3 protein-coding genes and 1 pseudogene are annotated in these 14,713 nt (G+C 43.2%); all 4 read left to right on the top strand.

Features of this window, described 5'->3' with window-relative positions:
• Nucleotides 1–1,218: pseudogene (locus tag QRD39_RS10160) on the top strand (hypothetical protein); the annotation flags it as partial.
• A gap of 297 nt (nucleotides 1,219–1,515) precedes the next feature.
• Nucleotides 1,516–1,992: an LPXTG cell wall anchor domain-containing protein gene (locus tag QRD39_RS01465; RefSeq protein ID WP_285955408.1), complete on the top strand. Its 477-nt coding sequence runs from the start codon at nucleotides 1,516–1,518 to the stop codon at nucleotides 1,990–1,992.
• Between the two features lie 678 nt (nucleotides 1,993–2,670).
• The gene (locus QRD39_RS01460; protein ID WP_285955407.1) at nucleotides 2,671–9,402 is read left to right on the top strand and encodes an accessory Sec-dependent serine-rich glycoprotein adhesin; all 6,732 of its coding nucleotides are present in this window, start codon (nucleotides 2,671–2,673) and stop codon (nucleotides 9,400–9,402) included.
• A 263-nt stretch (nucleotides 9,403–9,665) separates the two neighbouring features.
• On the top strand, nucleotides 9,666–14,713 hold a 5,048-nt coding region (locus tag QRD39_RS01455), incomplete at its 3' end, for an accessory Sec-dependent serine-rich glycoprotein adhesin (protein ID WP_285955406.1).

Genomic DNA, 14,713 nt, shown 5'->3' with positions numbered 1-14,713 from the left:
TCAGCTTCATTGAGTGCAAGTGCCTCTGAATCAGCGAGTGCCTCAGCCTCAGCAAGTGCAAGTACTTCAGCAAGTACGTCAGCTTCATTGAGTGCAAGCACGTCAGCAAGTACGTCAGCTTCATTGAGTGCAAGCACTTCAGCAAGTACATCAGCTTCATTGAGCGCAAGCACTTCAGCAAGTACGTCAGCTTCAACAAGCGCAAGTACATCAGCAAGTACCTCAGCTTCAACAAGTGCAAGCACCTCAGCAAGTACGTCAGCTTCATTGAGTGCAAGTACCTCAGCAAGTACATCAGCTTCATTGAGTGCAAGCACATCAGCAAGTACGTCAGCTTCATTGAGCGCAAGTACATCAGCAAGTACGTCAGCTTCATTGAGTGCAAGCACATCAGCAAGTACCTCAGCTTCATTGAGCGCAAGTACTTCAGCAAGTATGTCAGCTTCAACAAGTGCAAGTACTTCAGCAAGCACTTCAGCTTCATTGAGTGCAAGCACTTCAGCAAGTACGTCAGCTTCAACAAGTGCAAGCACATCGGCAAGTACGTCAGCTTCATTGAGTGCAAGCACTTCAGCAAGTACGTCAGCTTCATTGAGTGCAAGTACTTCAGCAAGTACTAGTGCCTCAACAAGTGCAAGCACTTCAGCAAGTACGTCAGCTTCATTGAGTGCAAGTGCCTCTGAATCAGCGAGTGCCTCAGCCTCAGCAAGTGCAAGTACGTCAGCTTCATTGAGCGCAAGCACGTCAGCAAGTACGTCAGCTTCATTGAGTGCAAGCACATCAGCAAGCATGTCGGCTTCAACAAGTGCAAGTACTTCAGCAAGTACATCAGCTTCATTGAGTGCAAGCACTTCAGCAAGTACTAGTGCCTCAACAAGTGCAAGCACCTCAGCAAGCACGTCAGCAAGTACCTCAGCTTCATTGAGCGCAAGTGCATCTGAATCATCAAGTACGTCAGCTTCAACAAGTGCAAGTACTTCAGCAAGTACGTCAGCTTCAACAAGTGCAAGTACTTCATCAAGTACGTCAGCTTCATTGAGTGCAAGCACTTCAGCAAGTACATCAGCTTCATTGAGCGCAAGCACGTCAGCAAGTACATCAGCTTCATTGAGCGCAAGTGCATCTGAATCATCAAGTACGTCAGCTTCAACAAGTGCAAGTACTTCATCAAGTACGTCAGCTTCAACAAGTGCAAGTACTTCATCAAGTACGTCAGCTTCATTGAGTGCAAGCACTTCATCAAGTACGTCAGCTTCATTGAGTGCAAGCACATCAGCAAGTACCTCAGCTTCATTGAGCGCAAGTACTTCAGCAAGTACTAGTGCCTCAACAAGTGCAAGCACATCAGCAAGCATCTCAGCTTCATTGAGTGCAAGCACATCAGCAAGCACATCAGCTTCAGAAAGCGCATCTGGATCAGCAAGTTCGTCTGAATCAATTATTACAAGTAAGGGAGAGCCTGCCATCCTATCACTTGAAAGTTTAGACCTAAATAGTGTAATAGCTTCTGATTCAATGAGTAGCTCTGTATCAATTTCTGTTAGTGCATCTGAGTCAGCAAGTTCGTCTGAGTCAATTATTACAAGTAAGGGAGAGCCTGCTATTCTGTCTCTTGAAAGTTTGGATCTAAATAGTGTAATAGCTTCTGATTCAATGAGCAGCTCTGTATCAACCTCAGAATTCTATAACGATATAAATTCATCTAGGATTTCAGAGTCACTTGTTCCATCAGGCTACGAACATCGTTTGCAACCAGATAAGACCACAAAATCTTTAAAAGTATTAGAGACTGAGACTGTAACTGAGAAAGCATCTGTCATTATGGATTCATTTGAAGACATTTCTAACAAGAAATCTAAGCTTCAAACATTACCTAATACTGGAGATGAACAATCACCTTTAGGTATGCTTTTAGGTGCTGTAGCATCAGTAACTGGTCTTGCTTTCCTATCAAAAGGTAGAAAACAGAAAAAAGATGGTGAAGACTATTAATTCGTTGATTGATATTGAATTGGTATGACTTAGTTTAACGTTTAATAGTATTAAACACTCTAGTAGCTTGATATAGAAACTACTAGAGTGTTTCACATTTTATAATGCACTGTTATAATTTCATACTAACGATATTCAATATTATAAGCTTAGATGGATACAAATTAGGAAGTTATGTAGTTTTTAATCTCTAGCTCTGGCTCGGCTCTTGCAACAAAACGCAAAAAAACTGAGGATTAACATTTCCTCGATTTACCTCCCTAAAACTTTTGAGTGACTAGTCCTAATAAAACACTAACTACTCTTAAGAAAGAATAAGCCGATTAGCTTCGTTCTAAAAAGACACATTCCGAATTGGAGTGTGTCTTTTTGTGATTATGAGATTAACCTAAAGGATTAGAATTTGTCTGCTATATCGAGTAATCAAGCTTATCTTGAAAGATAATACTGTTAGAGAAGGGAATCATCTCTCTAGAATTTTAAGAAATCTTTAAATTTTATTTTATAAGAGTAGAGAATGGCTGAAAATAGTGTGAAATCAATGTCTTTAATGTATTAATAGGATGAAGCGTTTGCAATTTTATTTAAGGAATATATGACAAAAAATTAGAACTTACAATAATTTTGTGAAAAAATTTAGATACGTGTTTTTACACTAACATCTAGAATGGAGCAGATATGTTTTTTAGAAAAAACGAAGGGGAATATCGCGAAACAGATCGTGTGACTCGTTTTAAATTAATCAAATCAGGTAAGCAATGGCTTCGTGCGGCGACATCAAACTTTGGACTTTTCAAAGTTGTTAAAGGTGGAGCAGATGCACCGTCAGTTTCAGCGCAAAGTGTTGAGGAGAAAACACCTCTTATCTCAGGCCAAGCCCTACTTAAAGGGATTGCAGCAGCAGGTGCGGTGGCAGGTGGTGCAGTAGCCACTTACACTGCTCAAGCCGAAGAAACTGCAACACCGGCCTTAGAGAGTCAATTAACTGGAAATCATGATGTAACAGCCAATTCTGAGTCTGTTGTCTTGAGTGCAGCTCCAACATCAGAAGCTTCAGTAGCACCATCAACTAGTCAAGAGTCTACAAGCTCTTCAGTTGATGCTCAAGCAAGCACAGATGCTTCAGCATCATTGTCACAATCTGTATCAACAGAATTGTCACAAGCTATCTCTGAATCTGTATCACTTAGCAAGCAAAACTCAACTTCTGATAGTCAGTCACATACTGAAAGTGCAAGTGGTTCAGCTTCACATTCAGAATCAGCAAGTTCAACAGTAGCGACTGCATCAGAAACAGCGACTCAAGAAGATGAAAAAACAATCTTGGATCAAAACGTTTCAGAAGCAGAATTGCTCGTTAATATTGCTAAAGACTACCAAGCAAAATTGACAGACACAGCTGCTAAAACTGAAATTCAAACAGCTATCACAACAGTTCAAGAAGAAGTCACTAAATCAACAACATTGCTTGCTGCATCAGCAACAAATGCTGCTTATGCAGAACAACGTGAACGTCTTGGTAACGCCGTTGAGGGGCTGATGACTAAGATTACAAATGCAGGTTTTACTGGTAATTCAGTAGTTAACGGTGTTGCAGCAGTTACTGCACAGTTGGATGCTGTGGCTAGAGGTGCTTATGACACTAATGCGTCACTTGGTGAGGCTAGCTATAAGCAAAAAGCAAACCTTATTGTTACGAATAAAAACCAAGCAAGTTATTTCAAAACCACTGGAACAGCAAGTCTCAATGATGGAACGGTGACCTTGACTCAAAATACCGGTGGACAAGCAGGTGCTTATACCCTTAAAACCAAGGTGGATATGAATGAAAGTTTCACCTTAACAGGTAAAATCAACCTTGGTAATGCCTACGAGGGTAATAGTTCTGCTGGACACTATGGTGGTGACGGTATTGCGGCGATCTTTTCGACGGGTAAAATCGGTGAAATCGGTAATGCCAATGGAAATGGTTCTGGTGCCAGTCTTGGTATGGGAGGAACAAACCTTCCACGTTCCTTTGGATTTAAATTAGATACTTGGCATAATACGTCTCAGCCTAATAGCAGTCAGTATGCTAACGCAGATCCTGCAAAAGTTAGAAACTCAGCTTTTGGGGCCTTTGTTACTACGTCAAATACTGGGGTAGCTACAACAGATACAATTAGTGCCGAAAAATTACAGACACTTCCAACCGATAATACGCTTAAAGATTATGTTGTTTCATATAACGGTTCGACCAAAGTTATGACAGTAACTTATGCTGGTCAAACTTGGTCTAAGAATATTCAAAGCTATTTGAATGCAAGTCGTGCTAAAACTGGTCAAAAGTCTGGGCAAGAAGAATTGGCCTTTGCTCTCTTTGCCTCAACGGGTTCAGGAACAAACTTACAACAATTTAATCTTGAAAGATTTGACTATTCTGCAAGAGGGGCCTATGTAACGGTAAAATTTATTGATGCAGATACTGGTGAGGAAATTCCAGGTAAAGATGAAGTCTTGATTCAACAAGAAGCTGGAACAACGGTGAATCTGTCATCCTATCTTAGCATTGATGGTTATGAGTTAAGAGCAACTAATGTTGCGACAGCAAAAGGTTTTGTTTCAGATAATACAGTTAGAGTCCTTGAAGGTAGTCAAGGAATCACCTATTCATTCCATAAGATTAAACAAAACGAAAAGTACACGGCGACAGCAAAAGCAACAACCGTCTATACTATCCAAGATGAGTCTGCTACAGATCTAACTGCTGCAAGTAACTTTGTCACAATCACACCAGTAAATAGTGCAACAGCAGCAGTATCAGGTCAAAGTGTTACTTGGACTACACCAATTTCTACAACAACAGTTGGAACTCATACTGCTGAAGCAACGGTTACTTACTCTGATGGTTCAACGCAAACTGTTAGTGTAAATTATCAGGTCTTGCCTAAGATTGAAGCAAAGACACCTATCGTTGATATTAAAGGAAATTCTCTTCATAATGGGACCGATTCAGATAGTTATATTACAGCAGAAGCGACAAGTGAATCACATACGACACAGTGGACTAACACATCAACAGGTACTAGCTCAACCAGTCTTCCATTAACTACGGATAATGCAGGAGAATTTAATTACACGGTTACTAGAACTTATGATGTCGGCCGTTACGGGACAACAAGTAGTAGTTCAGACTTGTTATCAACAAGTTCTACCCTTACACATAAAGTGTACGATATTACACCGGTTCCGCATACTTTCGAGCAGAATGTCAATGATTCTAACTACCAGAATAGTCTAGATTCTTCTGGATGGATTACGACAGATAATAGTTTATCTATTAAAAGTGTAAAATTTGCAAACAATACAGTACCTGATATCACCACTCCAGGTAAATATACAATGACTGTTGAGGTAGTGGTATCAGAAGATGGAACTGGAAATTCCTATACGGTAACAGTCCCAGTTACCTATACCGTTACACCAAACAGTGAAAGCTTATCAACTTCTACATCGCTCTCAGAAAGCAGAAGTGAGAGTATTGTTAAGTCTAAATCGGAATCTTTAAGGGAATCCGAATCCGCTTCAACGAGTGAACGGGAATCCAAATCATTGAGCAAGTCCGAGTCAGCATCAGCATCAGTATCTGCCTCCGAATCCAATTTGCTTTCAGCGTCAGAGAGCGCTTCAGTGAGTGTATCGCAATCCGAGTCTAACTCGCTTTCAGCGTCAGAAAGTGCGTCAGTAAGTGAGTCCCAATCCGAATCCAACTCGCTTTCAGCGTCAGAGAGTGCTTCAGTGAGCGCATCTCAATCCGAGTCTAACTCGCTTTCAGCGTCAGAAAGTGCTTCAGTGTCTGAGTCCCAATCCGAATCCAACTCGCTTTCAGCGTCAGAGAGTGCGTCAGTGTCTGAATCTCAATCAGAATCTAACTCGCTTTCAGCGTCAGAAAGTGCGTCAGTGTCTGAGTCACAGTCTCTATCCAATTCTCTTTCAGCGTCAGAAAGTGCATCAGTAAGTGAATCACAGTCAGAATCTAATTCGCTTTCAGCGTCAGAGAGTGCTTCAGTGTCTGAATCACAGTCAGAATCAAATTCGCTATCAGCGTCAGAAAGTGCTTCAGTAAGTGAATCACAGTCAGAATCTAACTCGCTATCAGCGTCAGAAAGTGCTTCAGTAAGTGAATCACAGTCAGAATCCAACTCTCTTTCAGCGTCAGAAAGTGCGTCCGTGTCTGAATCACAGTCAGAATCTAACTCGCTTTCATCGTCAGAGAGTGCATCAGTGTCTGAGTCACAGTCTTTATCCAATTCGCTTTCGGCTTCAGAGAGTGCTTCAGTGTCTGAGTCTCAGTCTCTATCCAATTCCCTTTCAGCGTCAGAGAGTGCTTCAGTGTCTGAATCTCAATCAGAATCTAACTCTCTTTCAGCGTCAGAGAGTGCTTCAGTGTCTGAGTCCCAGTCTCTATCCAATTCGCTTTCATCGTCAGAGAGTGCTTCAGTGTCTGAATCTCAATCAGAATCTAACTCTCTTTCAGCGTCAGAAAGTGCTTCAGTGTCTGAGTCCCAGTCTCTATCCAATTCGCTTTCATCGTCAGAGAGTGCTTCAGTAAGTGAGTCTCAATCCGAGTCAAATTCTATTTCGGCATCAGAGAGTGCTTCAGTGTCTGAGTCCCAATCGGAATCCAACTCGCTTTCAGCATCAGAAAGTGCGTCAGTATCTGAATCACAATCCGAGTCAAACTCTCTTTCAGCATCAGAAAGTGCTTCAGTAAGTGAATCACAATCTGAGTCAAATTCTATTTCGGCATCAGAAAGTGCTTCAGTATCTGAGTCACAATCTGAATCCAATTCCCTTTCAGCGTCAGAGAGTTCTTCAGTGTCTGAGTCACAATCCGAGTCCAACTCGCTTTCAGCATCAGAAAGTGCTTCAGTAAGTGAATCACAATCTGAGTCAAATTCTATTTCGGCATCAGAAAGTGCTTCAGTAAGTGAATCTCAATCCGAGTCAAATTCTATTTCGGCATCAGAGAGTGCTTCAGTATCTGAGTCACAATCCGAGTCCAACTCAATTTCGGCATCAGAGAGTGCTTCAGTTTCAGCAAGTCAATCTGTTTCAAATTCAGTAGTTTCTTCATTGAGTGTTTCGGCTTTTGAAAGCTTATCGCAAGCATTTAGTGCGTCAATTTCTACCATCCTTTCGACAGTTGATTCTATTTCGAAATCAGCATCAAGCTTTATTTCTACAAGTGAGTCACTCTCAATGTCTGCTTCGACATCGTTGAGTACATCTGGATCATTAAGTGCGTCAGTTTCGTCAAGCGAATCAACTTCACTAAGCGAGTCATCAAGTACGAGCGCTTCAGTTTCAACGAGCCAGTCAGTATCTAACTCATTATCATCGTCATTAAGTGCGTCAGTTTCGTCAAGCGAATCAACTTCACTAAGCGAGTCATCAAGCACAAGCGCCTCAGTTTCGGCGAGTCAATCCGTCTCAACTTCAGTTTCGGCGTCGGTAAGTGCTTCAATCTCAACCAGTGAATCAACATCACTCAGTGAGTCAGCAAGTACCAGTGCCTCAGTATCAACGAGTCAGTCAGTATCTAACTCATTGTCATCGTCATTAAGTGCTTCAGTCTCACTCAGCGAATCAACATCACTCAGTGAGTCAGCAAGTACGAGTGCTTCAGTTTCAACGAGTCAATCGGTTTCTGGTTCATTGAGCGTCTCAGAATCAGCAAGTACTTCAGTCTCACTCAGTGAATCAATGTCACTCAGCGAGTCATCAAGCACAAGCGCCTCAGTTTCAGCGAGTCAATCCGTCTCAACGTCAGTCTCTGACTCGCAAAGCAAAAGCGCTTCAATCTCAACGAGTCAATCAGTTTCTGATTCAATGAGCGTCTCAGAGTCAGCAAGTGCTTCAACTAGCATTTCAGCTTCAGTCTCACTCAGTGAATCAATGTCACTCAGTGAGTCATCAAGTACCAGTGCCTCAGTATCAACGAGTCAGTCCGTCTCAACGTCAGTCTCTGACTCGCAAAGCGCAAGCGCCTCAATCTCGACGAGCCAATCAATTTCCGGTTCATTGAGCGTCTCAGAGTCAGCCAGTGCTTCAAGTAGCGTTTCAGCTTCATTAAGTGCTTCAGTCTCAACAAGTGAATCCACATCACTAAGTGAGTCAGTAAGTACCAGTGCCTCAGTTTCAGCGAGTCAGTTCGTCTCAATGTCAGTTTCTGAATCACAAAGCACAAGCGCCTCAGTTTCAACGAGTCAGTCCGTCTCAACGTCAGTCTCTGAATCACAAAGCACAAGCGCTTCAATTTCAACGAGCCAATCAGTTTCCGATTCATTAAGTGCTTCAGTCTCAACCAGCGCTTCAGTTTCACTCAGCGAATCAACATCACTCAGTGAGTCAGCAAGCACAAGCGCCTCAGTTTCAGCGAGTCAGTCAGTTTCAACGTCAGTTTCTGAATCACAAAGTACGAGTGCTTCAGTCTCACTTAGCGAATCAACATCACTCAGTGAGTCAGCAAGTACAAGCGCCTCAGTTTCAGCGAGCCAATCAGTCTCTGGTTCATTGAGCGTCTCAGAGTCAATCAGTGCTTCAGTCTCACTCAGCGAATCAACATCACTCAGTGAGTCGGTAAGTACCAGTGCCTCTGTTTCAGCGAGTCAATCCGTCTCAACGTCAGTTTCTGAATCACAAAGCACAAGCGCTTCAATCTCAATGAGCCAATCGGTTTCAGATTCAATGAGTGCCTCAGAATCAGCAAGCACTTCAAGCAGCGTTTCCGCTTCAGTCTCAACCAGTGAATCCACATCACTAAGTGAGTCAGTAAGTACCAGTGCCTCTGTTTCAGTGAGTCAATCCGTCTCAATGTCAGTTTCTGAATCACAAAGCACAAGCGCCTCAATCTCAACGAGCCAATCGGTTTCAGATTCAATGAGTGCTTCAGAATCAGCAAGTGCAAGTACCAGTGCTTCTGTTTCAACGAGTCAATCCGTCTCAACGTCAGTTTCTGAATCACAAAGCACAAGCGCTTCAATCTCAACGAGCCAATCGGTTTCTAATTCATTGAGCGTATCGGAATCAGCAAGTGCAAGTACCAGTGCTTCTGTTTCAACGAGTCAATCAGTCTCAATGTCAGTCTCTGAATCACAAAGCACAAGCGCTTCAATCTCAATGAGCCAATCGGTTTCAGATTCAATGAGTGCCTCAGAATCAGCAAGCACTTCATTGTCTGCTTCAATGACTACTTCAGCATCATCTTCTGAAGTTAAAGATCCTAAGCATAAGCACGGTAGCCAAGCTCTTCCTAAGACTGGTGAGGAAGACTCATCGGCAGCTCTTGCTTTAGGTGCTTTGGCAACGGCAACAGGTCTTGCCTTTCTTGCCAAACGTAAGAAAGAAGAAGAGGGTGAAGACTTCTAATCGTCAGCAAGTCTCATTCTTACCTTCTCATTAAGATTTATAATATCCCTCATCATTTGAGCTTTTCTCAATGGTGGGGGATTTTTGCTTATCTAAAAAGACTAATAGTTTTAATATATCCAGATTTCTTATTTGTTGGGGTGCATTTGAATAGATTTGGGAATGTATAAGTTCAGGGAAAGCAAGTTTGAAATGAGATTTTTTGCTCAATTTTATGATAAAATTAGAAGGAGTATTTTAATCAAAAAATTAATGGAGTAAGTATGTTTTTTAGAAGGAATGAAGGTCAATATCGTGAAACGGACCGTGTGACACGTTTTAAACTGGTAAAGTCAGGTAAGCACTGGCTTCGTGCAGCGACTTCAAACTTTGGTCTTTTTAAGGTGCTAAGAGGAGGAGTGGATTTACCTTCGATCAGTACCCAGCAGGTGGAAGTGGATTCATCTGCTTTCTCAGGACACTCGCTCCTTAAGGGAGTGCTTGCTACGGGGGCTTTGCTAGGTGGGGCTGTTGTGACTCACGTGACTCATGCGGAAGAAGTGACAGATGAGCCAGTTTTGGAAAGCCAAGCTGGAGCTGAGGCTGATCTTTTAGTTGCATCAGAATCAGCTGTTATTGGCAATATTGGTTCTGTGTCTGGTGTCCAAGAGAGTCAGGTAAATAGTCAAGAGTCATCTGAAGCTGCGTCAAGTCAGACTTCCGAGACTTCTTTAAATGAGTCCTTGTCAAGCAGTCAATCTATTTCAGCTTCTGAACAGGCTTCAAAATCTGCCTCTCTGTCACTAAGTGCTTCGATTTCGACTTCCTTGTCAGCTTCTCTAGCTTCTCAATCGGAATCAGCGAGTCAGACGGCTTCTCATAGTTTGTCTGAGAGTAGGCTTACAGGCTCTTCAGAGCGTGATGACAGCATATCTAATCAATCATTTAGCAAGAGTGATAGTGTTGCCTCTCAAGAGGGTGTGAATCTTGTCAGCTCGGATTCGGCCATGTTACATGCTTCTTTGGCATCCGAAGCTCTTGTTAATCGTCAATTGTCTGACACTGCAAACGGTCTGTTGGCTGTTTCGCTTGTGTCTAATACTGAGCGTTCAGATCAAGAAAAGCGTCTCAAAGATTTGGCCTTAGAGATTTATACTTATAAAGCTCAAGCACTTGATTTGCCAAATACGGCTGCGGCTATTCTGAAGGGAAATCAAGCCTTGGATGCTATTCGTATCAGTCTGGCTGATAGTGGCGTTGACATGGCCCCTACACTTACACAAGCAAGACAGGCTAGAAATAGTCTTGCTAATGCGGTGTTGCGTGCGACATCTGGTCAGCGTGACCCTCGAAATGGTGCTATCATTGGTGCTGATAATAGCTTGCGTAATCCTTATTATAACTTAGGTCCTAACAATGGCTTGATTTCTGCTTATAACTCTGACTACATCAATCAGGCCTATCAAGTTGTTGAATCAAAACCAACACAATACAGTATTCGTAGTATTGGTTACACCTCATATAGTGATCGTGTCAATGGTATCAATATTCCCCAAACAACTGCTTTGAGAAATAGCTCCGTTGCTTTTAATGTTATGGGGACAGTTGGGGCTGATCAGGTCGTAACTCCGGGAAGAACGTACACACTTTCTTTTGTGGTTGCCAATAATGCGAATCAAACAGTGACACGTTCTTTGCGTATCCAGGTCTTACCTCAAAATGATGGGATTCGCAACCCGATTAAGGCAGTGACAACGGGTACTTTTGTCAATGACACGAGCAATCTCGCTCAGGCTGAAAAAGATAAGGTTTGGGAAACTTTTAAGGCGACAAATCCAAATATTGCGACCTCTAAGGACTTTAAGTCTTATTCCGTCTCAGCGACAGGTGTAGTGACCATTACCTATAAGGATAATACCTCTAACGATGTGACTGCTCCTGTCAAACGCCTGCCTGCCCCAACGGTGGCGACAAGGCTGTTGGATAAAGCCTATACACAGACAGCTGTAACGGTAACAGGAGCTGAACCAGGGTCAACCGTTGTTTTATACAATAATGATGATGAGGTCGGAACAGCAGTGGCAAATGCTTCTGGCCAAGCGATTGTGACGCCAACGGTTAAGTTACAAACTGGTGGTGTAACGGCTAAAGCTCGCATCATGTATGGTAATTACCCTGTTTATTCAGATGCTAGTAACTCGGTTGCAGTCACAGATAGCACACGACCTGAAGTGGCTGCCAAGTTGACTGTCAATGGTGTCGAACCCAAGTCTACACCCCTTGAAGGTGGTGGAAAAAACTACATTATCTATGCGGGTGATGATGCAGTTTTGACCTTTACCGCTACTGATGATAGTGGCAAGCTCAAAGAAATGAAGATTGTTGCCAGAGCTAATTTGGATGACAATGCTTTGAACGGTAATTTCCTTGGTGGTACCCAATACGGTACGGGGAATGTAGCGCCAATTACAGGTGATATTACGGCAACAAGTGCCAATCCGGCAACCATTACGACAACTATTCATTTGAAGGATGATTTGACCTATTCTGCCCGTAACACCTGGCAGCGTAATGTTGCTGCTATTGACAATGCGTCGAATATGAACCGTCCAAATGGTTTGGGTGAAATTCGGATGACGCAGGGACGTCTTGCAGATCGTACGCCAGGTGTTGCGCCAACGACGACCATTCAGGTGACAAGCCTGACTGCTCTGACAGAGACAGATAAGAGTAAGATTATTGCGGCTGTGTCGGCCTTGAACCCAGAAGCAGCTAATCGTATTAAGTCTTATACAGTCAATAATGATGGCACGGTGACAATTACTTATAAGGATGATACGACAAATACCGTGACGGTACCCTTGTCTAATAGTGACTATAGCAAGTCTCTTTCTAATAGTACGAGTGAATCTGTGAAACAGTCAGCATCTACAAGTACGTCCGTGAGTACAGTGGTGTCAAGGAATGTTTCAAATTCACTAAAACAATCTCTCTCAGTGAGTTCCTCTTTGAGCACGGTCAAGTCTCGCAGTTTATCACAATCTTTGAGCACATCGGTACGAACCAGCCAGTCCGCTTCTACAAGTGAGTCCTTGAGTACAGTCAAGTCTCGTAGTTTATCACAATCTTTGAGCACATCGGTACGAACCAGCCAGTCCGTTTCCACAAGTGAGTCCTTGAGTACAGTCAAGTCTCGCAGTTTATCACAATCTTTGAGCACATCGGTACGAACCAGCCAGTCCGTTTCCACAAGTGCATCCTTGAGTACCGTTAAATCACAAAGCTTGTCCCAGTCTTTGAGTGAGTCAGTTAAGACCAGCGTTTCTCGCAGTGAATCTGCGTCAACGAGTGCGTCCTTGAGTACAGTTAAGTCTCGCAGTTTATCGCAGTCATTGAGCACATCGGTACGAACCAGCCAGTCCGTTTCCACAAGTGCGTCCTTGAGTACATCGAAGTCACAAAGCTTGTCCCAGTCCTTGAGCGAGTCAGTCAAGACCAGTGTTTCTCACAGTGAATCTGCGTCAACGAGTGCGTCCTTGAGTACATCGAAGTCACAAAGCTTGTCTCAATCCTTGAGCGATTCAGTCAAGACGAGTGTTTCTCGCAGTGAATCTGCGTCAACGAGTGCGTCTTTGAGTACCGTTAAATCACAAAGTTTGTCTCAATCCTTGAGCGATTCAGTCAAGACTAGTGTCTCTCGTAGTGAATCTGCGTCAACGAGTGCGTCCTTGAGTACCGAGAAGTCACAAAGCTTGTCTCAATCCTTGAGCGATTCAGTCAAGACGAGTGTTTCTCGCAGTGAATCTGCGTCAACGAGTGCGTCTTTGAGTACCGTTAAATCACAAAGTTTGTCTCAATCCTTGAGCGATTCAGTCAAGACTAGTGTCTCTCGTAGTGAATCTGCGTCAACGAGTGCGTCGTTGAGTGAGGTGAAGTCACAAAGCTTATCACAATCCTTGAGCGATTCAGTCAAGACGAGTGTTTCTCGCAGTGGATCTGCCTCCACGAGTGCGTCTTTGAGTACCAAGAAGTCACAAAGCTTATCCCAGTCTTTGAGTGAGTCAGTCAAGACTAGCGTTTCTCGCAGTGAATCTGCGTCAACGAGTGCGTCTTTGAGTACCGTTAAGTCACAAAGCTTATCCCAGTCTTTGAGTGAATCAGTCAAGACTAGCGTCTCTCGCAGTGAATCTGCGTCAACGAGTGCGTCCTTGAGTACCGAGAAGTCACAAAGCTTATCCCAGTCTTTGAGTGAGTCAGTCAAGACTAGCGTTTCTCGCAGTGAGTCCGCCTCAGCGAGTGCGTCCTTGAGTACATCGAAGTCACAAAGCTTATCCCAGTCTTTGAGTGAGTCAGTCAAGACTAGCATTTCTCGCAGTGAGTCCGCCTCAGCGAGTGCGTCTTTGAGTACCGAGAAGTCACAAAGCTTATCCCAGTCTTTGAGTGAGTCAGTCAAGACTAGCGTTTCTCGCAGTGAATCTGCGTCAACGAGTGCGTCCTTGAGTACCGAGAAGTCACAAAGCTTATCCCGGTCTTTGAGCGATTCAGTCAAGACGAGTGTTTCTCGCAGAGAATCTGCCTCCACGAGTCTGTCTTTGAGTTCTTCGGTTTCAACAAGTCAGTCCGTATCGAATTCCTTAAGCTCATCAGTAAGTGCCTCTGTCTCAACGAGTGAATCCGTATCGAACTCGCTAAGCACATCTTTTAGTACCTCGGTTTCAACAAGCCAATCTGTATCGAACTCGTTGAGTAGCTCATTGAGTACTTCGGTTTCAACGAGCCAGTCTGTATCAAACTCGTTAAGTAACTCGTTGAACGCATCGGTTTCAACAAGCCAATCTGTATCGAATTCTTTGAGTTCATCGTTGAGCGCTTCAGTGTCAGTGAGTCAATCTACTTCAAATTCCTTGAGTACATCATTGAGTTCTTCAGTCTCAACAAGTCAATCAGCTTCAAATTCTTTGAGTACATCGCTGAGTACTTCGGTTTCAACAAGTCAATCCGTATCGAATTCCTTGAGTACATCTTTGAGCGCTTCAGTCTCAACAAGCCAATCTGTATCGAATTCTTTGAGTTCATCATTGAGTTCTTCAGTCTCAACAAGTGAATCCGTATCGAACTCGTTAAGTACCTCCTTGAGTACTTCAGTTTCAACGAGTCAGTCTGTATCAAACTCGCTAAGCACATCGTTAAGTTCTTCGGTGTCAGCTAGTCAGTCCGTATCAAACTCATTAAGTGCGTCACTGAGTTCCTCAGTCTCAACAAGTCAATCTACTTCAAATTCTTTAAGTACATCCTTGAGTACTTCAGTCTCAACAAGTGAATCCGTATCGAA

The sequence above is a fragment of the Streptococcus raffinosi genome (genome assembly GCF_030284685.1).
GTDB lineage: Bacteria > Bacillota > Bacilli > Lactobacillales > Streptococcaceae > Streptococcus > Streptococcus raffinosi.
The sequence above is the reverse complement of the archived record's forward strand: the minus strand, read 5'-3'. Positions and strand labels throughout refer to the sequence as shown.